19 protein-coding genes and 1 tRNA gene are annotated in these 19,216 nt (G+C 65.7%); 17 read left to right on the top strand and 3 right to left on the bottom strand.

Translation table 11 applies throughout. The features are described 5' to 3' along the window. Window positions 1-129: 129 nt before the first annotated feature. The 4 genes from EV147_RS07265 to EV147_RS07250 all read left to right on the top strand — a co-directional run bounded on the left by EV147_RS07265 (window position 130) and on the right by EV147_RS07250 (window position 3,988). Complete coding sequence (locus EV147_RS07265) at window positions 130-915, top strand: SDR family oxidoreductase (RefSeq protein ID WP_130390423.1); 786 nt, start codon at window positions 130-132, stop codon at window positions 913-915. A gap of 106 nt (window positions 916-1,021) precedes the next feature. After that, window positions 1,022-1,615: a TRAP transporter small permease gene (locus EV147_RS07260; protein WP_130390422.1), complete on the top strand. Its 594-nt coding sequence runs from the start codon at window positions 1,022-1,024 to the stop codon at window positions 1,613-1,615. After that, the gene (locus tag EV147_RS07255; protein ID WP_198680181.1) at window positions 1,612-2,916 is read left to right on the top strand and encodes a TRAP transporter large permease; all 1,305 of its coding nucleotides are present in this window, start codon (window positions 1,612-1,614) and stop codon (window positions 2,914-2,916) included. Before EV147_RS07260 ends, EV147_RS07255 begins: the two co-directional genes overlap by 4 nt. A gap of 43 nt (window positions 2,917-2,959) precedes the next feature. Beyond that, window positions 2,960-3,988, top strand: a complete 1,029-nt coding sequence (locus EV147_RS07250; protein ID WP_130390421.1) for a DctP family TRAP transporter solute-binding subunit — start codon at window positions 2,960-2,962, stop codon at window positions 3,986-3,988. Window positions 3,989-4,010: 22 nt separating this feature from the next. Here the strand turns inward: EV147_RS07250 and EV147_RS07245 are convergent, their stop codons facing one another. Beyond that, window positions 4,011-4,556, bottom strand: coding sequence for a PAS and helix-turn-helix domain-containing protein (locus tag EV147_RS07245; protein ID WP_130390420.1), 546 nt, complete (start codon window positions 4,554-4,556; stop codon window positions 4,011-4,013). 154 nt (window positions 4,557-4,710) lie between these two features. Between EV147_RS07245 and EV147_RS07240 the strand changes: the two genes are divergently transcribed. Together EV147_RS07240 and EV147_RS07235 are read left to right on the top strand one after the other, a co-directional pair. After that, a complete protein-coding gene (locus EV147_RS07240; RefSeq protein ID WP_130390419.1) occupies window positions 4,711-5,409 on the top strand; it encodes a CoA transferase subunit A in 699 nt (232 codons plus the stop codon). A gap of 11 nt (window positions 5,410-5,420) precedes the next feature. Beyond that, window positions 5,421-6,059, top strand: coding sequence for a CoA transferase subunit B (locus tag EV147_RS07235; RefSeq protein ID WP_130390418.1), 639 nt, complete (start codon window positions 5,421-5,423; stop codon window positions 6,057-6,059). A 51-nt stretch (window positions 6,060-6,110) separates the two neighbouring features. Here the strand turns inward: EV147_RS07235 and EV147_RS07230 are convergent, their stop codons facing one another. Continuing rightward, a complete protein-coding gene (locus EV147_RS07230; protein ID WP_130391219.1) occupies window positions 6,111-6,581 on the bottom strand; it encodes a DUF411 domain-containing protein in 471 nt (156 codons plus the stop codon). Window positions 6,582-6,593: 12 nt separating this feature from the next. Then, window positions 6,594-7,370: a 3-hydroxybutyrate dehydrogenase gene (locus tag EV147_RS07225; protein ID WP_130390417.1), complete on the bottom strand. Its 777-nt coding sequence runs from the start codon at window positions 7,368-7,370 to the stop codon at window positions 6,594-6,596. A gap of 175 nt (window positions 7,371-7,545) precedes the next feature. Between EV147_RS07225 and EV147_RS07220 the strand changes: the two genes are divergently transcribed. The 11 genes from EV147_RS07220 (at window position 7,546) to EV147_RS07170 (ending at window position 19,032) form a co-directional block, all read left to right on the top strand. After that, window positions 7,546-8,427, top strand: a complete 882-nt coding sequence (locus tag EV147_RS07220; protein ID WP_130390416.1) for an alpha/beta fold hydrolase — start codon at window positions 7,546-7,548, stop codon at window positions 8,425-8,427. A 33-nt stretch (window positions 8,428-8,460) separates the two neighbouring features. Then, window positions 8,461-8,823, top strand: a complete 363-nt coding sequence (locus tag EV147_RS07215; protein ID WP_130390415.1) for a RidA family protein — start codon at window positions 8,461-8,463, stop codon at window positions 8,821-8,823. Window positions 8,824-8,839: 16 nt separating this feature from the next. Further along, window positions 8,840-11,080 carry a RelA/SpoT family protein gene (locus tag EV147_RS07210; RefSeq protein ID WP_130390414.1) on the top strand — a complete coding sequence of 747 codons (2,241 nt, stop codon included), beginning with the start codon at window positions 8,840-8,842 and terminating at the stop codon, window positions 11,078-11,080. Window positions 11,081-11,101: 21 nt separating this feature from the next. Then, a tRNA-Val gene (locus EV147_RS07205) sits at window positions 11,102-11,178 on the top strand. A 345-nt stretch (window positions 11,179-11,523) separates the two neighbouring features. Beyond that, window positions 11,524-13,431 (top strand): threonine--tRNA ligase, encoded by a 1,908-nt coding sequence (thrS, locus tag EV147_RS07200; RefSeq protein WP_130391218.1) that lies wholly within the window; start codon window positions 11,524-11,526, stop codon window positions 13,429-13,431. A gap of 47 nt (window positions 13,432-13,478) precedes the next feature. Beyond that, entirely contained in the window at window positions 13,479-14,000 is a 522-nt protein-coding gene (infC, locus tag EV147_RS07195; RefSeq protein ID WP_130390413.1) for a translation initiation factor IF-3, read from the top strand. Between the two features lie 172 nt (window positions 14,001-14,172). After that, on the top strand, window positions 14,173-14,370 hold the full coding sequence (rpmI, locus tag EV147_RS07190) for a 50S ribosomal protein L35 (protein WP_006575466.1): 198 nt from the start codon (window positions 14,173-14,175) through the stop codon (window positions 14,368-14,370). Window positions 14,371-14,398: 28 nt separating this feature from the next. Beyond that, a complete protein-coding gene (gene rplT / locus EV147_RS07185) occupies window positions 14,399-14,755 on the top strand; it encodes a 50S ribosomal protein L20 (protein WP_071070014.1) in 357 nt (118 codons plus the stop codon). 230 nt (window positions 14,756-14,985) lie between these two features. Beyond that, the gene (pheS, locus tag EV147_RS07180) at window positions 14,986-16,011 is read left to right on the top strand and encodes a phenylalanine--tRNA ligase subunit alpha (protein ID WP_198680216.1); all 1,026 of its coding nucleotides are present in this window, start codon (window positions 14,986-14,988) and stop codon (window positions 16,009-16,011) included. 80 nt (window positions 16,012-16,091) lie between these two features. Further along, window positions 16,092-18,539 carry a phenylalanine--tRNA ligase subunit beta gene (gene pheT / locus EV147_RS07175; protein ID WP_130390411.1) on the top strand — a complete coding sequence of 816 codons (2,448 nt, stop codon included), beginning with the start codon at window positions 16,092-16,094 and terminating at the stop codon, window positions 18,537-18,539. A gap of 76 nt (window positions 18,540-18,615) precedes the next feature. Continuing rightward, on the top strand, window positions 18,616-19,032 hold the full coding sequence (locus EV147_RS07170; protein WP_130390410.1) for an integration host factor subunit alpha: 417 nt from the start codon (window positions 18,616-18,618) through the stop codon (window positions 19,030-19,032). Window positions 19,033-19,216: the final 184 nt, after the last annotated feature.

The raw sequence follows: 19,216 nt of genomic DNA, 5'->3' as shown, positions 1-19,216 counted from the left end.
GCAAGCAATTTTTTGGAACGACCGTTCTTTTTTTTCGAAGGGTCGCCGGAGCGCGTGCCCGGCGCCCGCGGAGCGGAACACGAACGCGCCGTCCGGCCCTGCCCGGAGGGCACCAATACCGAGGTAACTATGGGTTTGTCGATCAATCTGGAAGGCAAGGTCGCGCTGGTGACCGGGGCCTCGAGCGGGCTGGGCACGCGGTTCGCCCATGTGCTGGCGGCCGCCGGCGCCAAGGTGATACTGGCTTCGCGCCGGGTGGAACTGCTCAAGGAGCTGCGCGCGGCGATCGAGGCCGATGGCGGCAGCGCCCACGTGGTGCGGCTCGACGTGACCGACCCCGACAGCATCCGCGCCGCCGTGGCGCATGCCGAGACCGAGGCTGGCTCCATCGATATCCTGGTCAACAATTCGGGCGTGTCCACCACGCAGAAGCTCACCGACGTGACCCCGGACGACTTCGATTTCGTGTTCGATACCAACACCCGGGGCGCGTTCTTCGTGGCCCAGGAAGTGTCCAAGCGCATGATCGCGCGGGCCAAGGGCGCCGAAAAACAGGGCAATCCATTGCCCCAGGCACGCATCATCAATATTGCGTCGGTGGCCGGTCTCAAGGTACTGTCGCAGATTGGTGTCTATTGCATGAGCAAGGCCGCCGTGGTTCACATGACCAAGGCCATGGCCCTCGAGTGGGCGCGCCACGGTATCAACGTGAACGCGATCTGCCCGGGCTACATCGATACCGACATCAACCACCACCACTGGGATACCGACGCGGGGCAGAAGCTGATCCAGATGCTGCCGCGCAAGCGCCTGGGCCAACCCGAAGACCTCGATGGCCTCTTGCTGCTGCTGGCGTCCGATGCATCGCGCTTCATCAACGGCGCGGTGGTCACCGCCGACGATGGCATGGTCTGAACTCCGCCCCCGGGAGGAGACAGGCCGCGAAGAAACATAAGAATGAGACGCCCCGGCGGCCGGCAAGGCCCCCGGGCGGCCCGGAACCGGAGGCCGGGTAGCAAAAATGGATCAAGACAAACAGGCACGGCGCGACGCCGGGCCGCAGCATCTCGTCGATTCGGCGGTCATCCCCGAAGCGGCCGACGAGGCGCGCGACAGCGAATTCCGCATTTCCCCACGTATCGAGGACTGGATCGGCGTGATCGTCATGGTGCTGCTGGTCGGCATCACGTTCGCCAATGTGGTCGTGCGCTACTTCACCGATGAATCGTTCGCCTGGACCGAGGAATTCTCGGTCTTCCTGATGATCGTGCTGGCGCTGGTGGCTGGCAGCGCCGCCGTGGCGCGCGACCGCAACATCCGCATCGAGTACTTCTTCGAGCGCGGCAGCGCCACCCGGCAGAAGCGGCTGGCGGTGCTCTCGGCGCTGGCCGTGGCCGCCATGTTCCTGGCGCTGGCCGTACTGGGCGTACGGATCACATGGGATGAATACACGTTCGGCGAGACTTCGCCGGGCATCGGGGTGCCGAGCTGGTGGTATTCGGTCTGGCTGCCGGTGCTGTCGGTAGCCATCGCGCTGCGGGCGCTGGCGCTGGCCGGACGCAACCTCCGCGCGCTGAAGGCGCTGCGCCGGCAAGGCGGGGAGGGCGCGCCATGACCCTGGTCGCCATCATTCTCTTCGTCATCTTCATCGGCCTGATGCTGCTGGGCGTGCCGATCGGCGTCTCGCTGGGCCTGGGCGGGCTGGTGGCCATCGGCCTGTCCAACCTCGACACCCAGATGTTCGGCCTGCTGGCCGTGCCGCAGAACTTCTACGCGGGGCTGGCCAAGTACCCGCTGCTGGCCATTCCGATGTTCGTGCTCGTGGGGTCGATCTTCGACCGCTCGGGCGTGGCGGCGCGGCTGGTCACGTTCGCCATCGCCGTGGTGGGGCGCGGGCCGGGCATGCTGCCGCTGGTGGCCATCCTGGTGGCGATGTTCCTGGGCGGCATCTCGGGCTCGGGCCCGGCCAACGCGGCGGCCGTGGGCGGCGTGATGATCGCGGCGATGTCGCGGGCCGGCTATCCGGGCTCGTACAGCGCGGCGGTGGTGGGCGCGGCTGCGGCCACCGACATCCTGATCCCGCCCTCGGTGGCATTCATCATCTACAGCGTGCTGGTGCCGGGCGCCTCGGTGCCGGCGCTGTTCGCCGCGGGCCTGATCCCCGGCATCCTGGCCGGCGTGGCGCTGATCGTGCCGGCCGTGTGGCTGGCGCGCAAGCACAACATGGGCGCGGTGGAAGCCGCGCTGCCGCGTCCGCCGTTCTGGAAGAGCCTGCGCGAGGCCGCCTGGGGCCTGGTGGCGCCGTTCCTGATCCTCGGCGGCATGCGCGCGGGCTGGTTCACGCCCACCGAGGCCGCCGTGGTGGCCGTGGTCTACGGGCTGTTCGTGGGCATGGTGATCTACCGCAGCATCGGCATGCGCGACCTGTTCACGATCTTCCAGGAGGCGGCCGAGACCTCGGCGGTGATCCTGCTCGTGGTGGCGCTGGCCGGCATCTTCGCCTACGCGCTGTCCACGCTCGGCGTGATCGACCCGCTGGCCCATGCCATCGCCAACTCCGGGCTGGGCGAGTACGGCGTGCTGGCGCTGATCGTGCTGCTGCTGATGACAGTGGGCATGTTCCTGGACGGGATCTCGATCTTCCTGATCTTCGTGCCGCTGCTGCTGCCGATTGCCAACGCCTTCCAGTGGAATCCGGTATGGTTTGGCGTGGTCCTGACCCTCAAGGTGGCGCTCGGCCAGTTCACGCCGCCGCTGGCCGTGAACCTGATGGTGTCGTGCCGCATCGCCAGGGTACGCATGGAGGAAACCGTGCCGTGGGTGATCTGGATGCTGCTGGCCATGTTCATCGCCATGCTGATGGTGCTGGCCTACCCGCCGCTGGCAACGTGGCTGCCCGACTATCTGGGCTACTGATTCAACAACAGTGACAAGAAAACCGACTCAAGGAGATTCCCGCATGAAACGCCGTGCCCTGATGCTGTCCGTTGCCGCCTCGATCGCCGCCGCCGCGCTGCTGCCGGCGGCCGCCTCGGCCCAGACCTACAAGTCCGAATACAAGATGTCGCTGGTGCTCGGCCCCGCCTTCCCGTGGGGCAAGGGCGGCGAGATCTGGGCCGACCTGGTGCGCCAGCGGACCAATGGCCGGATCAACATCAAGCTCTACCCCGGCACCTCGCTGGTGGCCGGCGACCAGACGCGCGAGTTCTCGGCCATCCGCCAGGGCGTGATCGACATGGCCGTGGGTTCGACCATCAACTGGTCGCCGCAGGTCAAGGAACTGAACCTGTTCTCGCTACCGTTCCTGATGCCCGACTACAAGGCCCTGGACTCCCTGACGCAGGGCGAGGTGGGCAAGCAACTGTTCACCACGCTGGAGAAGGCGGGCGTGGTGCCGCTGGCCTGGGGCGAGAACGGCTTCCGCGAGGTGTCGAACTCCAAGCATGAGATCCGCAAGCCCGAAGACCTCAAGGGCCTGAAGCTGCGTGTGGTGGGTTCGCCACTTTACATCGAGACGTTCAACGCGCTCGGCGCCAACCCGACGCAGATGAGCTGGGCCGACGCCCAGCCCGCCATGGCGTCTGGCGCCGTGGACGGCCAGGAGAACCCGCAAAGCGTGTTCGCCGCCGCCAAGCTGTACACGGTGGGCCAGAAGTACGTGACGACCTGGGGCTACGTGGCCGATCCGCTGATCTTCGTGGTCAACAAGCAGATCTGGGAAAGCTGGACCCCGGCTGACCGAGAGATCGTGAAGCAGGCCGCCATCGACGCCGGCAAGCAGGAAATCGCGCTGGCCCGCAAGGGGCTGGTCGAGGCCGGCGCCCCGGCCTGGAAGGACATGGAGCAGCACGGCGTGAAAGTGACGCAGCTGACCCCGGCCGAGCACGACGCGTTCAAGAAGGCCACGGCCAAGGTCTACGACAAGTGGAAGAAGCAGATCGGCGCCGATCTGGTCGGCAAGGCCGAAGCGTCGATCGCCAAGCGCTGAAGCCAGCGGGCGGCCGGTGGCCTCAGTGGTTCACCAGCCGTTGCACGAGGTCCACCGCCGTGTGGGCCCCGTACTTCTTCATCAGCCGCGCCCGGTAGATATCCACGGTGCGCGGGCTGATCGCCAGCAGCTTGCCAATCTGCTTGCTGGTCCGGCCCTCCACGAGCTGGGCGGCAATGTCCCGCTCCCGCGCGGTCAGTTCGGCCGTGACCGGGCGCTTCTGGGACAGGTCCTCGAACGTCCAGATGCCCGCGCCGAGCGGGTCCTTGCGGTCCAGCGCGCGGCCCGTCACGTGGCACCAGAACAGCTCGCCGCCGGCGCGCTTCATGATCCGCTCGTCCGAATACAGCCCCTTCGTGTTCATCACGGGAACGATCCGCGCGCCGGTGCGCTCGAACTCGTCGGCGGTGGGGTAGAGCACCTGGAACGACTGGCCCATCAGCGCTTGGCGCGTGGTGCCGAAGATCCGGCACACCTCGTCGTTGCAATCCTCGATCACGCGGGCGCGCGAAAGCACCAGGCCGACCGGGGCCAGCTGGAAAGCGGTCTGGTAATCGATGGCGGGCATTATCCCTTATGTACTTTTACGTAATGGCGTTTTCGCCATGCGTTGACGTATGCTTTGGGTCGTCAACGGCGGCGCCTGACCGCCGATTGTACCGTTACAATTTCCGCGCGGGGCCGCCCGGCCGCGCAGCGGGACTACCGAGGAAGGAGCAAACATGAACAAGGTCTACGCCAGTGCCGCCGAGGCGCTCGCGGGCGTCGTGCGCGACGGCCAGACGATCGCCGTGGGCGGCTTCGGCCTGTGCGGCATCCCCGAGGCACTGATCGCCGCGCTGCGCGACAGTGGCGCGAAGCAGCTCACCTGCATCTCGAACAACGCAGGCGTCGACGGCTTCGGCCTGGGCCTGCTGCTGGCCACGCGCCAGATCAGCAAGATGATCTCGTCGTACGTGGGCGAGAACAAGGAGTTCGAGCGCCAGTACCTGGCCGGCGAACTCGAACTCGAATTCACCCCGCAGGGCACGCTGGCCGAGAAGCTGCGCGCCGGCGGCTCGGGCATCCCGGCCTTCTTCACCAAGACCGGCGTGGGCACGATCGTGGCCGAGGGCAAGGAAGTGCGCGAGTTCAACGGCGAACAGTACGTGATGGAGCAATCGCTGGTGTCTGACGTGGCACTGGTCAAGGCCCAGAAGGCTGACAAGGCCGGCAACCTCGTGTTCCGCCGCACCGCGCGCAACTTCAACCCGGTCTGTGCGATGTCGGGCAAGATCACCGTGGCCGAGGTCGAGGAAATCGTCGAGACCGGCGAGATCGATCCGGACGACGTCCACCTGCCGGGCATCTTCGTGCACCGCATCGTGCTGAACACGAATCCCGAGAAACGCATCGAACAGCGCACCGTGCGTGCCAAGTAAGGAGACAGATCATGGCATGGACACGTGATGAAATGGCCGCGCGCGCGGCCGCCGAGCTGCAGGACGGCTTCTATGTGAATCTCGGCATCGGCCTGCCGACGCTGGTTGCCAACCACGTGCCGCAGGGCATGGAGGTGTGGCTGCAGTCCGAAAACGGCCTGCTCGGCATCGGCCCGTTCCCGACCGAGGACGAGGTGGACGCCGACATGATCAACGCCGGCAAGCAGACCGTGACGACGCTGCGCGGCTCCTCGATCTTCTCGTCGGCCGATTCGTTCGCAATGATCCGCGGCGGCAAGATCAACCTGGCCATCCTCGGCGCGATGCAGGTCAGCCAGCGCGGCGACCTGGCCAACTGGATGATCCCGGGCAAGATGGTCAAGGGCATGGGCGGCGCGATGGACCTGGTGGCCGGCGTGGGCCGCGTGGTCGTGCTGATGGAGCACACCGCCAAGAAAAAGGATGGCACCGAGGACCTCAAGATCCTCAAGGATTGCAACCTGCCGCTGACCGGTGTGGGCGTGGTGAATCGCATCATCACCGACCTGGCCGTGATCGACGTGACGCCGCAAGGGCTGAAGCTCGTCGAAACGGCGCCCGGCGTCACCCGTGAGGAAGTCCAGGCCAAGACCGGCGCGGAGCTGGTTTAAGTCTGGGTTTGCTTCCCTCTCCCGCATGGCGCGAGAGGGAAGCAACAAGTCCTACCCCTTCCTGTTGTAGCTCGCAAACACCGAAGCCGCCCCATCGGCCTTCACCAGCAGCACGTCGAACGGATCCTTGCGCGATCCAACCTCCATGCCCGGCGATCCGACCGGCATGCCCGGCACGGCCAGCCCCGTCGCCTTCGGCCTGGTCGCCACCAGTTTCCGGATATCCGCCGCCGGCACATGGCCCTCGATGCCGTAACCGTCGATCACGCCGGTATGGCAGGAACCGAAGCGCTCCGGAATGCCATATTTCTGGCGATACGGGCCGGTGTCGTCCACATCGTGCGTGGTCACCGTGAAGCCGTTGTCCTGCAGATGCTGGACCCACGCGCCGCAGCAGCCGCAGGTCGGCGTCTTGTAGACGGTGATGGCCAGCGGCCTGGCGGCCTGTGCTGCCGCCAGCAGCGGTGACAGCATCAAGGCCCCGGCGCCCAGCGTCCGCAATGCATCGCGACGCGTCTTCATCATCGCCACTCCTTACTGGGCCACCCAGCCGCCGTCCATGTTCCAGATCGCGCCGCGCACCTGGCGCGCCGCGTCGCCGGCCAGGAAGACGGCCAGCGCGCCCAGTTCTTCCGGCGTGACGAACTGCCCGGACGGCTGCTTTTCGAGCACCAGCTCGCGCTTGGCCTGTTCCACGGGAATGCCTTCTTTCTGGGCGCGCGCCTCGACCTGTTTCTGTACCAGCGGGGTCAGCACCCAGCCCGGGCAGATGGCGTTGGCCGTGATGCCGGTCTGCGCGGTTTCCAGCGCGGTGACCTTGGTGAAGCCGACGATGCCGTGCTTGGCGGCCACGTAGGCCGACTTGTTGGCCGATGCCACCAGCCCGTGGGTGGAGGCCACGTTAATGATGCGGCCCCAGTTCTTCGCCTTCATCGACGGCAGCGCCAGCCGCGTGGTGTGGAAGGCCGAGGTCAGGTTGATGGCGATGATGGCGTCCCAGCGCTCGGCCGGGAATTCGTCGATCGGCGCCACGAACTGGATGCCGGCGTTGTTGACGAGGATGTCCACGCCGCCGAAATCCTTCTCGGCGTAGCGCATCATGTCCTCGATGTCGGCCGCCTTGCTCATGTCGGCGCCGTGGTAGCCCACCTGGATGCCGCCGCCCGCGCTGGCGATCTCCGCCTTTGCGCCGTCGGCGTCACCGAAACCGTTGACGATGATATTGGCGCCTTGCGCAGCCAATGCCTGTGCGATGCCGAGTCCGATACCGCTGGTCGAGCCCGTGACCAGTGCCGTCTTGCCTTTGAGCATGGAAGCCTCCGTCGGGAGTGTCAGGATGTGCTGCGGCATTGTACCCGCAGGGCGTACAATCCGGCTTTGGTCTTTTGCCTGGTTGCCCACGTCCGCGCATCATTTGATCGCGCGCAGCTGTTCCTGAAAAACTGCACGCCGCAGGGGATGCGGCGGCCTTCCCACAGGAGTCCCGATGACCTCCAGCCCGCGCCTCGGCTTCGTTCAATGCATCAGTCCCGCGGGGCTGCACCGCATGGCCTATCACGAGTGGGGCGATCCGGCCAATCCGCGCGTGCTGATGTGCGTGCACGGCCTGACGCGGACCGGCCGCGATTTCGACGTCTTCGCGCGTACGATGTCTGACGAGTATCGCGTGGTCTGCCCCGATGTCGTGGGGCGTGGCCGCTCCGAGTGGCTGGCCGATCCGAAGCAGTACATCCTGCCGCAATATGTCTCGGACATGGTCACGCTGATCGCGCGGCTCAATGTGGAGCAGGTGGACTGGTTCGGCACGTCGATGGGCGGCCTGATCGGCATGAGCCTGGCCGGACTGCCGAAATCGCCGGTGCGCAAGCTGCTGCTCAACGACGTAGGCCCGCGCATCACGGCACAGGCCATCGAGCGCATCGGCGCCTACCTGGGCCTGCCGGTCCGCTTCAAGACGTTCGAGGAAGGGCTGGCCTACCTGCAGACCATCAGCGCGTCGTTCGGCCGGCACACGCCGGAACAATGGCGCGAACTGAACGGGGCCATCCTGAAGCCGGTGCAGGGCGCCGAGGGCCTGGAGTGGGGCCTGCACTACGATCCCGCGCTGGCCGTGCCGTTCCGGAACACGACGCCCGAGGTGGTCCAGGCTGGCGAGGCCGCGCTCTGGCACCTGTTCGGAGCCGCGCCGGGACCGACGCTGGTGGTGCGCGGCGCGCAGTCGGACCTGCTGTTGCGCGAGACGGCCGCCGACATGGTCGCGCGTGGCAAGCAGGTCACGACCATCGACATTCCCGATGTGGGCCACGCACCGACCTTTGTCGATGCCGCCCAGGTCGACATCGCCCGGCGTTTCTTCCTGGGCACCTGAACAATCTGATTCCATCAATTTAAAGAAATTGCGATGAGCACCAACACCCTGAAGCGCGCCCACGTGGGCCAGCGACTGTCCGAATACGCGGTCTTCAACGGCGTGGTCTACCTGGCCGGCCAGGTGCCCGAGGTCGATCCCAAGGCCGACCTGCGCGGCCAGACCCGCGAGGTGCTGGGCCATATCGACCGCCTGCTGGCCGAGGCCGGCAGCGACAAGACCCGCATCCTGATGTGCCAGATCTTCCTGACCGACGTGACGCGCATCGGCGAGATGAACGAGGTCTGGGACGCCTGGGTGCCGCAGGGCAACACGCCGCCGCGCGCCACGGTGGAGGCCAGGCTGGCCAACCCCGACTACCTGATCGAAGTGGTGGTGACCGCCGCCCTCAACTGATGGCAGGCGTAGTGACATGGTGACGTCCACGGAGTTGACGGGGCAGACGGCCGGGGTACCGGACGCCGGGCTCGTCGAGCGCGCGCTGGCGTATGTGCGCGAGGTGGCGGGCGGCGAGGAAGACGGCCAGCCCGCGCTGCTGCCCACCGGCGAGAGCGTGCTGTCGCATGCCGAGGGCATGCTGCGCATCCTCGACGGCCTGCGCGTGGACGATGCCGCGCGCGCCGCAGCCTGCCTGTTCGCGGTGTCGGCGTTCGTGCCCGGCGCCGAGGCCGGCGTGGCCGAACGGTTCGGCGAGGAAGTGTGCCGGCTCGAACGCGGCGTGCGGCAGTTGCTGCGGATCGGCGCGATTGCCGTGAGCCAGGCGGACGTTTCCGAATCGTCGAAGTCCCAGGCGGCCGCGCGGCAGGAGCAGGTGGAGGCGCTGCGCAAGATGCTGCTGGCCTTCGCGCAGGACATCCGCGTGGTGCTGGTGCGGCTGGCCTCGCGGCTGCAGACGCTGCGCTGGCTGGCCCAGACCAAGACGCTGCCGCTGCCCGGCGTGGCGCGCGAAACGCTCGACATCTACGCGCCGCTGGCCAACCGGCTCGGGATCTGGCAGGTCAAGTGGGAGCTGGAGGACCTGGCTTTCCGCTTCGAACAGCCCGATACGTACAAGCGCATCGCCAGGCTGCTCGACGAGAAGCGCATCGAGCGCGAAAGCTTCATCGCGGGCGCGATCGAGCGGCTGCGCGCCGAGCTGGACGCCGCCGGCATCCGCGCCGAGGTGTCGGGGCGGCCCAAGCACATCTACAGCATCTGGAAGAAGATGCGCGGCAAGGAGCTCGACTTCGCCGACCTGTATGACGTGCGCGCGTTCCGGGTGATCGTGGACGACATCAAGGACTGCTACACGGTGCTCGGCATCGTGCACCATATCTGGCAGCCGATCCCGCGCGAGTTCGACGACTATATCTCGCGGCCCAAGGCCAACGGCTACAAGTCGCTGCACACGGTGGTGATTGGCGACGACGGCCGCGCGTTCGAAGTGCAGATCCGCACGCAGGAGATGCACCACTTTGCCGAATACGGCGTGGCGGCGCACTGGCGCTACAAGGAGGCGGGCGGCAAGGGCTACTCGGGCCAGTTCACGGCGGACGACAGCTACGACGAGAAGATCGCGTGGCTGCGCCAGCTGCTGGCCTGGAAGGACGAGGCCGACCACACGGTGGCCCACGAGGATTCGCCATGGGAGCAGCTCAAGCATGCGGCCATCGACGACCATATCTATGTGCTGACGCCGCAGGCGCGCGTGGTGGCGCTGCCGCAGGGCGCCACGCCGGTGGACTTTGCCTACTACCTCCACAGCGATCTCGGCCACCGCTGCCGGGGCGCCCGCGTGGACGGCGCCATGGTGCCGCTGAACACGCCGCTCAAGAACGGCCAGACCGTGGAGATCGTGGCGGTCAAGCAGGGCGGGCCGTCGCGCGACTGGCTGAACGCCGATCTCGGCTACCTGGCCAGCAGCCGGGCGCGCTCCAAGGTGCGGGCGTGGTTCAACGCGCTCGACTCGCAGGAAACCATCGCGCAGGGCCGGACCCTGATCGAGAAGACGCTGCAGCGCGAGGGCAAGACCGCCGTTGCCCTCGACGACCTGGCGACGCGCCTGAACTTCAAGACCACCGATGACCTGTTTGCCGCGGTGGCCAAGGAAGAGTTCAGCCTGCGGCACGTGGAGCACGCGCTGCGCCACCCCGAGGGCGATGTCCAGCCGCAGTTCAACGAGGAAGAGGCCGTCACCAAGAAGAGCCGCGCCACCAGCGTGGCGCGCGGCGCCAAGAGCGGCGTGCTGGTGGTGGGGGTGGATTCGCTGATGACCCAGATGTCGCGCTGCTGCAAGCCGGCGCCGCCCGACGATATCGTCGGCTTCGTCACGCGCGGGCGCGGGGTGTCGATCCACCGGCGCAACTGCAGCACGTTCCAGCAACTGTCGTCGCGGGCGCCGGAGCGGGTGATCCAGACCGAATGGGGCAAGCGCAGCGATTCCGTCTACCCGGTGGACATCCACGTGGAAGCGGTGGACCGCCAGGGGCTGTTGCGCGATATCTCCGAAGTGCTGTCGCGCGAGAAGATCAACGTGACCGGCGTCAAGACCCTGTCGAGCAAGGGCGTGGCGCGCATGCAGTTCACGGCCGAAGTGGCGGAGGCCACGCAACTGCAGCGCGCCGTGTCGTTGATCGAGGAAGTGCAGGGGGTGTTGCACGCGCGCCGGAAATAAGGTTATACTCTGCGCTTCGCTAGGCTCGTAGCTCAGCTGGTTAGAGCACCACCTTGACATGGTGGGGGTCGTTGGTTCGAGTCCAATCGAGCCTACCAACGCACATGCAGTACAACGCCGGAAGCGCATCATGAACATGACAACTCGAACTACTACCGCTGGTTAGCGACAGTAGTCGAGGTGCGCCTTCGACCCGCAGCGGATGCGGGGAAACACAGAAAAACGCGGCCTTGGCCGCGTTTTTTTTCGTCTGTCGCCTGCCAGCGTGCTGCTATGCTGCCGCGTCGCCCGTGTCCGTGAGGTTCCGGCGGCGCGTCGGCCAGAAGAATCCAGTAGCCGGTTTGTCCGCATCTGACGTGACGGGCCGGCGCCACAAAAGTTGCTTTGCTCCGCTCGCCATGGCGCCCGACGCCGGCGCGGCGGATTCCACAAGAGGTGCAATGATGATCGCAATCACGCTGCCGGACGGCTCCCGCCGTGAATATCCCGGCCCCGTCACGGTGGCCGAAGTGGCGCAGAGCATTGGCTCGGGCCTGGCCAAGGCCGCGCTGGCCGGCAAGGTTGACGGCCAGATGGTCGACACGAGCTACCGCATCGACCGCGATGCCGCGCTGGCCATCGTCACGGACAAGGACGCCGATGGTGTCGACGTGATCCGCCACTCCACGGCCCACTTGCTGGCCTACGCGGTCAAGGAGCTGTATCCGGACGCCCAGGTCACGATCGGCCCGGTCATCGACAACGGCTTCTATTACGACTTCGCCTACAAGCGCCCCTTCACGCCCGAAGACCTGGCCGCCATCGAGAAGAAGATGACGGAACTCGCCCGCAAGGACGAGAAGGTCACGCGCGAGGTCTGGAACCGCGACGAGGCGGTGGCGCTGTTCGAATCGATGGGCGAAAAGTACAAGGCCGAGATCATCGCGTCGATTCCCGCCGACCAGGAAATCGGTCTTTACCGCGAAGGCAACTTCGTCGACCTGTGCCGCGGCCCCCACGTGCCGTCGACGGGCAAGCTCAAAGTCTTCAAGCTGATGAAGGTGGCCGGCGCCTACTGGCGCGGCGACTCGAACAACGAGATGCTCCAGCGCATCTACGGCACGGCCTGGGCGAAGAAGGAAGACCAGGAAGCCTACCTGACGATGCTCGAAGAAGCCGAAAAGCGCGACCATCGCCGCCTCGGCAAGACGCTGGACCTGTTCCACCTGCAGGAAGAGGCGCCGGGCATGGTGTTCTGGCACCCGAAGGGCTGGAGCGTCTGGCAGGCCGTGGAGCAGTACATGCGCAACCGCCTGACGGAAGGTGGCTACCAGGAAGTGCGCACGCCGCAGGTGATGGATCGTTCTCTCTGGGAGAAGTCCGGCCACTGGGAGAACTACAAGGAAAACATGTTCGTCACGGAGTCGGAGAAGCGCGACTACGCGATCAAGCCGATGAACTGTCCGGGCCATGTCCAGATCTTCAACCACGGCCTGCGCTCGTACCGCGACCTCCCGCTGCGCTTTGCCGAGTTCGGCGCCTGCCACCGCAATGAGCCCTCGGGCGCGCTGCACGGCCTGATGCGCGTGCGCGGTTTTGTGCAGGATGATGCACACATCTTCTGTACGGAAGAGCAGATCGTCGAGGAAGCGAAGGCGTTCAACGAACTGGCCTTCTCGGTCTACGACGATTTCGGCTTCAAGGATGTCAAGGTCAAGCTGTCGCTGCGCCCCGAAAAGCGCGCCGGCTCGGACGCGGTCTGGGACCACGCCGAGGAGGGCCTGCGCCTGGCACTGCGTGCCTGCGGCGTGGAGTGGGAAGAATTGCCGGGCGAGGGCGCTTTCTATGGTCCGAAGGTCGAGTACCACATCAAGGACGCGATCGGCCGCTCGTGGCAATGCGGCACGCTGCAGCTCGACCTGGTGCTGCCGGAGCGCCTGGGTGCCGAATACGTCGCCGACGACAACGCCCGGAAGCGTCCGGTCATGCTGCACCGGGCCATTCTCGGTTCGTTCGAGCGGTTCCTGGGCATCTTGCTGGAAAACCACGCAGGTGCGCTGCCCGCCTGGCTGGCGCCGGAGCAGGTGGTGGTGATGAACATTGCGGAATCGCAATCGGAATATGCCGAGAGCGTTGTGCAACTCTTGCAAAAACAAGGGTTTAGGGCAAAGGCAGATTTGCGTAACGAGAAAATTACGTATAAAATCCGCGAGCACTCGCTTCAGAAGATCCCTTACCTGCTGGTGGTAGGCGACAAGGAGCGGGACGCCAATCAAGTGGCCGTGCGTGCCCGAGGCAACGTGGATCTGGGTGTGATGCCCGTCTCCGCGTTCGTGGAGCGTCTTCAGAACGACGTCTCCAGCAAAGCCTGAGGGTGTGAAGCACGGCTTGTTTTTTTGTCTTCTTGAGGTAACGGAACATCGCTACAGACAAAGGTCACCGTATCAACCGTGAGATCAGCGCGCCTGAGCTGCGCCTGGTAGGGGTTGATAACGAGCAGCTCGGCATCGTCAAGTTCATGGACGCACTGCGCATGGCCGAGGACAAGGACTTGGATCTGGTGGAGATCGCGCCCAACGCGGCTCCGCCCGTGGCCCGCATCATGGACTACGGCAAGTTCAAGTACGAGGAAGCCAAGCGCGCCCATGAGGCCAAGCTCAAGCAGAAGATCATCCAGGTCAAGGAAGTGAAATTCCGTCCTGGCACGGATGATGGCGACTACAACGTCAAGCTGCGCAACCTGAAGCGCTTCCTGGAAGAGGGTGACAAGACCAAGATCACGCTGCGTTTCCGCGGCCGTGAGATGGCTCACCAGGAAATCGGCGCGCGCGTGCTGGAGCGTCTGAAGACTGACCTGGACGAACTGGGTCAGGTAGAGCAGATGCCGAAGATGGAAGGTCGCCAGATGGTGATGGTCATCGCGCCCAAGAAGAAGAAGTAATTCCTGTGCGGGGAGGACGGCCGGGATGCCATGCGCATCCCGGCGTCGCCTCGTGCGGAAGCCGTGCGCGGCGCCTTGCGGGGTGCGGCGTACAAAAACAAGTGGATGCGGGTCTTGCAAGCGATGGCGTCAGCCGTCCACCTGCATGCATGTCATAGAGCTGGAGTTATTCATGCCTAAGATGAAGACCAAGAAAAGCGCCTCCAAGCGCTTTACGGCACGCCCGAACGGTTCGTTCAAGCGTGGCCAGGCCTTCAAGCGTCACATCCTGACGAAGAAGACCACCAAGAACAAGCGTCAGCTGCGCGGCACCCAGGACGTCCATGAGACGAACCTGAAGTCGGTTCGCGCCATGATGCCCTACGCATAACCCTCAACGATAACGAAAGGAGCTTCATATGCCTCGAGTAAAACGTGGGGTCACTGCACGGGCCCGTCACAAGAAAGTCATCGACGCTGCCAAGGGTTACCGCGGCCGTCGCAATAATGTCTACCGTATCGCCAAGCAGGCGGTCATGCGTGCTGGCCAGTACGCGTACCGCGATCGTCGCAACAAGAAGCGCGTGTTCCGCGCCCTCTGGATTGCACGTATCAACGCCGCGACGCGTGAGCATGGCATGACCTACAGCGTGTTCATGAACGGTCTGAAGCGCGCTTCGATCGAGCTGGACCGCAAGGTGCTGTCGGACATGGCTATCCATGACAAGCCTGCCTTTGCCGCCATCGTCAACCAGGTGAAAGCCACCGTTGCCTGATGCCGGCTGCCGGACGCGCTGAAAGGCGCTTCCGGGCAAGCACCGACCGCAAGGTCCGCTGAAACGGGGCTCCTTACCGAGCCCCGTTTTCATTGCGAATGCCGTGTCGATCCTGGCACCCGTGTCAATCGTCGAAACGCCATTCGCAATGCCGAAGCCATCCCGCGCGTGATCTGCCGCGCGGGGCTGGCCACCCTTCCACGTACTGTCCACGTATTGCCGTCATGTCCCTGGATCTGGAACAAATCGTCGCCGACGCACAGGCCGCCTTCGCGGGTGCCAACGACAACGCCACGCTGGAAAACGAAAAAGCCCGCTTCCTGGGCAAGACCGGCGCGTTGACCGAACTGCTCAAGGGCCTGGGCAAGCTGGACCCGGAGGCGCGCAAGACCGAGGGTGCCCGCATCAACCAGGTCAAGCAGCAGGTGGAAGCCGCGTTGCAGGCCCGCCGCCAGGCGCTGGCAGACGCGTTGATGAACGCCCGCCTGGCCGCCGAGGCCATCGACGTGACGCTGCCCGGCCGAGCCGTGGCGCGCGGCAGCGTCCATCCGGTGATGCGCACCTGGGAGCGCGTGGAACAGATCTTCGGCTCGATCGGCTTCGACGTGGCCGATGGCCCCGAGATCGAGACCGACTGGATGAATTTCACGGCGCTGAACAACCCGGACAACCATCCGGCACGTTCGATGCAGGACACGTTCTACGTGGACGGCCGCGACAGCGACGACAAGCTCCTGCTGCTGCGCACCCATACCAGCCCGATGCAGGTCCGCTACGCGCGCATGCACGTGCAGAAGTACGCCGGCCGCGCCATGCCGCCGATCAAGGTGATCTGCCCCGGCCGCACCTACCGCGTGGACAGCGACGCCACCCATTCGCCGATGTTCAATCAGGTGGAAGGGCTGTGGATCAGCGAGGACGTGAGCTTTGCCGACCTGAAGGGCGTCTACACCGATTTCCTGCGCAAGTTTTTCGAGCGCGACGATATCCAGGTGCGCTTCCGCCCGTCTTACTTCCCGTTCACCGAGCCGTCGGCGGAAATCGACATGGCGTTCGGCAACGGCAAGTGGCTCGAAATCTCGGGCTCGGGCCAGGTGCATCCGAACGTGCTGCGCAACATGGGGCTGGACCCCGAGCGCTACATCGGCTTCGCGTTCGGCTCCGGCCTGGAGCGCCTGACGATGCTGCGCTATGGCATCAACGACCTGCGGCTGTTCTTCGAGGGCGACGTGCGCTTCCTGCGCCAGTTCGCCTGAGCGCCTGATCGCCAAAGCGCCGGAACACCCAGCCCGCATCGTCAAAGACATCACAGAATACCTACCGGATCAGAAGCGCCATGCAATTCTCGGAATCCTGGCTTCGTACTTTCGCCAATCCTGAAAAGATCTCCACCGACGCGCTTTCGCACGCCCTGACCATGGCCGGGCTCGAAGTCGAAGAGGTGGGCCCGGTTGCGCCGCCGTTCAGCAAGATCGTGGTGGCCAGCGTGCTGGCCACCGAGCGCCATCCCGATGCCGACCGTCTCAACGTCTGCCAGGTCGATGTGGGCACGGGCGAGACGCTGCAGATCGTGTGCGGCGCGCCCAACGTCAAGCCAGGCATCAAGGTGCCGTGCGCGCTGGTGGGCGCGGTGCTGCCGCCGGCCGAGGCGGGCGGCAAGCCGTTCGAGATCAAGGTGGGCAAGCTGCGGGGCGTGGAAAGCTACGGCATGCTGTGCTCGGCGCGCGAACTGAAGCTGTCCGAGGACGCCGGCGGCCTGCTGGTGCTGCCCGAGGATGCGCCGGTCGGCCAGGATATCCGCAGCTATCTTGACCTGGATGACCAGGTTTTCACGATCAAGCTGACGCCGAACAAGGCGGACTGCCTGTCGATCCATGGCGTGGCGCGCGAGGTGTCGGCACTGACCGGCGCCGAACTGACGCTGCCCGCGATGGCGCCGGTGCCGGTCACGCTGCAGGACAAGCTGCCGGTCAGGATCTCGGCACCGGACCTGTGTGGCCGTTTCTCGGGCCGCGTGATCCGCGGCGTCAACGCCCGCGCGGCCACGCCGGGCTGGATGGTCCAGCGCCTGGAGCGCTCGGGCCAGCGCAGCATCTCGGCACTGGTCGATATCTCGAACTACGTGATGCTCGAACTGGGCCGTCCGTCGCACGTGTTCGACCTGGACAAGATCCACGGCGGGCTGGACGTCCGCTGGGGCCGCAAGGGCGAGCAGATCAAGCTGCTGAACGGCAACACGGTCGAGGTGGATGAGCAGGTGGGTGTGATCGCCGATGACAAGGAGATCGAGAGCCTGGCCGGCATCATGGGCGGCGACAGCACCGCCGTGACACTCGACACGACGAACATCTATCTGGAAGCCGCTTTCTGGTGGCCGAACGCCATCCAGGGCCGTGCGCGCCGTTACAACTTCTCGACCGATGCCGCGCATCGCTTCGAGCGCGGTGTGGATTACGCGACGACGGTCGAGCATATCGAACGCATCACGTCGCTGATTCTTGAAATTTGCGGCGGCCAGGCGGGTCCGGTGGACGATCACGTGGTCAACCTGCCGCAGCGCGCCCCGGTGCAGCTGCGCGTGGCGCGTGCCGAGCGTGTGTTGGGTATCGAACTGTCTTCGGCGGAAATCGCCGATGTGTTCCTGCGTCTCAAGCTGCCGTTCACGCGTTCGGAAGGTGCCGAGGGCGAGGTGTTCGAGGTGACGCCGCCGAGCTACCGCTTCGACATCGAGATCGAGGAAGACCTGATCGAGGAAGTGGCGCGGATTTACGGCTTCGAGCGCATCCAGGCTCGCCCGCCGATCGCCGAGAGCGAGATGCGTCCGACCAACGAGGCCCGCCGCTCGCAGCACGTGGTGCGCCACGCGCTGGCGGCCCGCGACCTCCACGAGGTCATCAACTTCGCGTTCGTCGAGGAGCAGTGGGAGCGCGACTTCGCGGCCAACGACAACCCGATCCGCCTGCTGAACCCGATCGCCAGCCAACTGGCCGTGATGCGCTCGACGCTGATCGGCGGGCTGGTGGACAAGGTCCGCTACAACCTCAACCGCAAGGCGGCGCGCGTACGGCTGTTTGAAGTCGGCCGCGTGTTCCACCGCGACGCCAGCGTAGCCGACGGCGGCCTGACCGTGGCCGGCTATCGCCAGCCGATGATGGCCGCCGGCATCGCCTACGGCCCGGCGTTCGAGGAGCAGTGGGGCGTGGCGACGCGCCAGGTCGACTTCTTCGACGTCAAGGGCGACGTCGAGGCGCTGTTCCATCCGCGCACGCCGCGCTTCGAGCCGGTGTCGCACCCGGCGCTGCACCCGGGCCGCGCCGCCCGCGTGATCGTCGACGGCAAGCCGGTGGGCGTGGTGGGCGAGTTGCACCCGCGCTGGCTGCAGGAGTACGAACTGGTCAACGCCCCGGTGGTGTTCGAACTGGAACTGGACGCACTGCGCGACGTGGGCCTGCCCGCGTACACGGAAGTGTCGAAGTTCCCGGCGGCCGTGCGCGATCTGGCCGTCGTGGTCAGGCAGTCGGTGCGTGTGCAGGACATGGCCGACGCGATGCGCGCGGCGCTGGACAAGGCCGGTTTGGGCCACTTCGTGCAGGGGCTGGTGCTGTTCGACGAGTTCCGTCCGAAGGCCGCTTCGGCCTCGATCGGCGCCGACGAGAAAAGCCTTGCGTTCCGCCTGACCTTGCAAGATACTGGGGCGACCCTCCAGGACGAGACCGTCGACAGCGCGGTACGCTGCATGGTCGATGCGCTGACGGCAGGCTTCGACGCCCGCCTGCGCGGTTGAGCGGTAACCCGCATCAGGAGCGCCCGGACACAGCTTCCGGGCGGATCGCCAGACAGATTTGACAGAGCGATCTAGGATGAACGATCGAGACGCGATTTCCATGAATGCTGCAGACCTGGGCGAGGTGAGCGACCGGCACGCTGCCTCCCTCGACGATGCATCGCCGGAAGCCCGCGCGACCGAGGTGCCCACGCTGACCAAGGCCGAACTCGCAGAAATGCTGTTCGACCAGGTCGGGCTGAACAAGCGCGAATCGAAGGACATGGTCGAGGCATTTTTCGACGTGATCCGCGAAGCCCTGGAGCAGGGCGACAGCGTCAAGCTGTCCGGCTTCGGCAACTTCCAGCTGCGCGACAAGGCGCAGCGTCCCGGGCGCAACCCCAAGACCGGCGAGATCATCCCGATTACCGCGCGCCGCGTGGTGACGTTCCACGCCAGCCAGAAGCTCAAGAGCCTGGTCGAGGAGCGTGCCGACCTGGCGCTGCCCGGCTGAACCGAATCTGACGCCGACCCGGCCGCCGGAGCCCGCCTCCGGCGCCGCTGCCCGTCCCGGGCGTAGCGGCCACCATACAGTCACCCCCGCGACCCCCGCCATGTGGATTGCCCGAGGGGTTGGCAATCTGTATCCTGCAATGCCGCGCGCGCGTCGCGCCAACCGCTCATGGGCCCCTGGCCCG

It is taken from the genome of Cupriavidus agavae (assembly GCF_004217045.1).
In the GTDB taxonomy this organism is placed as follows: domain Bacteria; phylum Pseudomonadota; class Gammaproteobacteria; order Burkholderiales; family Burkholderiaceae; genus Cupriavidus; species Cupriavidus agavae.
Note: the sequence above shows the minus strand (reverse complement) of the source record. Positions and strands in the feature narration are given on the sequence as shown.